The sequence below is a fragment of the Zhenhengia yiwuensis genome, from assembly GCF_014384995.1.
Taxonomy (GTDB): Bacteria; Bacillota; Clostridia; order Lachnospirales; family Cellulosilyticaceae; genus Zhenhengia; species Zhenhengia yiwuensis.
In genome coordinates this window covers 1-1,227 of sequence record NZ_JACRSY010000110.1, presented here as the reverse complement: position 1 = coordinate 1,227, position 1,227 = coordinate 1, and the positions used below count along the sequence as shown (strand labels likewise).

The following is a 1,227-nucleotide window of genomic DNA, read 5'->3' as shown; positions in this document are numbered from 1 at the left end:
TGTGGTTTCATCAGCATGTAACACTTCACGTTTAAGAAGTTCTTTGTGCAATGCTTTTGTAATCGGTACAAGCCAATCTTGGGCACAACGAATAACCCAGTTGGCAAGTGTTGCACGACTAAGTTTAATTCCGTATTGTTCCCATTCTTTTTCTTGTCTATATAATGGCATTGCATTGACATATTTCTGATACATAACATGAGCTACAGATGAAGGTGATGCAAGACTATGTTTCATGACTGGTGATGGCGTAGCTGCTTTAGAAATAACAGCATAGCCATCTTCTTTACATGTAGGACACTCATACGCATAACGTATATATCGAATAAGTTTTACTTGAGCTGGAATAAATTGAATCTCTTCACGAACTTGTTCTTTGCCTATAGGTTTAAGCCCTGTATTGCACCAAGGACAATTTTTCTCATCCTCATGTAGTGTACAAGGTACTTCAATGATTTCTAAGTTTTTTGTTAATACTTCACGCGTTGTTTTACCTTTTTTACGTTCATATCCAGCAACATCTTTATAGGTTGGTTCTGGAGCGTTTGAATCAGAATAAACCTCAGCTTCGTCAAAAAGACCAAGTTGCCCTTGTATATCAATCTTAGTTTTTTCACTCGATTGCCCAAAGAGTTTCTTAGTCAGATAATGAACTGTTTCTGTTAAATTTTCTATTTGTGAAGTTAGAGATTCAACTGTGTTTTCTAGTTGTTTGATATATTCTTCTTGTGTCATTATGGTATAAAGCTCCCTATAAGTATTACAATGATTATACCATGTTTCGACAATAATTTCTACTTAAATATACCTCTAAACCCTTTATTTACAAAGGTTTTAGAGGTACTATACATCTCGTTGTGATACCTTTTTAAGAGCCTTTGGTTGATCTATTGAAAGACCTTCCATAAGCCATCTGAACTCTTGCCAAGTAATATCTCTAACTTCTTCTTTAGAACGGGGCCATTGAAATCTACCACCTTCTAGACGTTTATACATAAGTACAAATCCATCTTGTTCCCAATGGATTGCTTTTAACCGATCTCCTCGTCTACCACAAAATAAGAAGAGACTGTTATCAAAAGGGTTTAAATCATAGGTATCTTTAATAATCGCAACAAGTCCATCGATTGATTTTCTCATATCTGTATAACCGCACACAATAAAGATGGATTGTACGTTTGAGATATTACCTAACATAAATGCCGTAGTGCATTGATGGTATGTGTT

At 35.3% G+C, this 1,227-nt stretch carries 2 protein-coding genes; both read right to left on the bottom strand.

Annotated features, from left to right (window positions below):
- The coding region (locus H8718_RS20240) for an IS66 family transposase (protein WP_249334861.1) at positions 1 to 735 on the bottom strand (735 nt) is incomplete at its 3' end.
- A gap of 108 nt (positions 736 to 843) precedes the next feature.
- The coding region (tnpB, locus tag H8718_RS20235; RefSeq protein WP_249334860.1) for an IS66 family insertion sequence element accessory protein TnpB at positions 844 to 1,227 on the bottom strand (384 nt) is incomplete at its 5' end.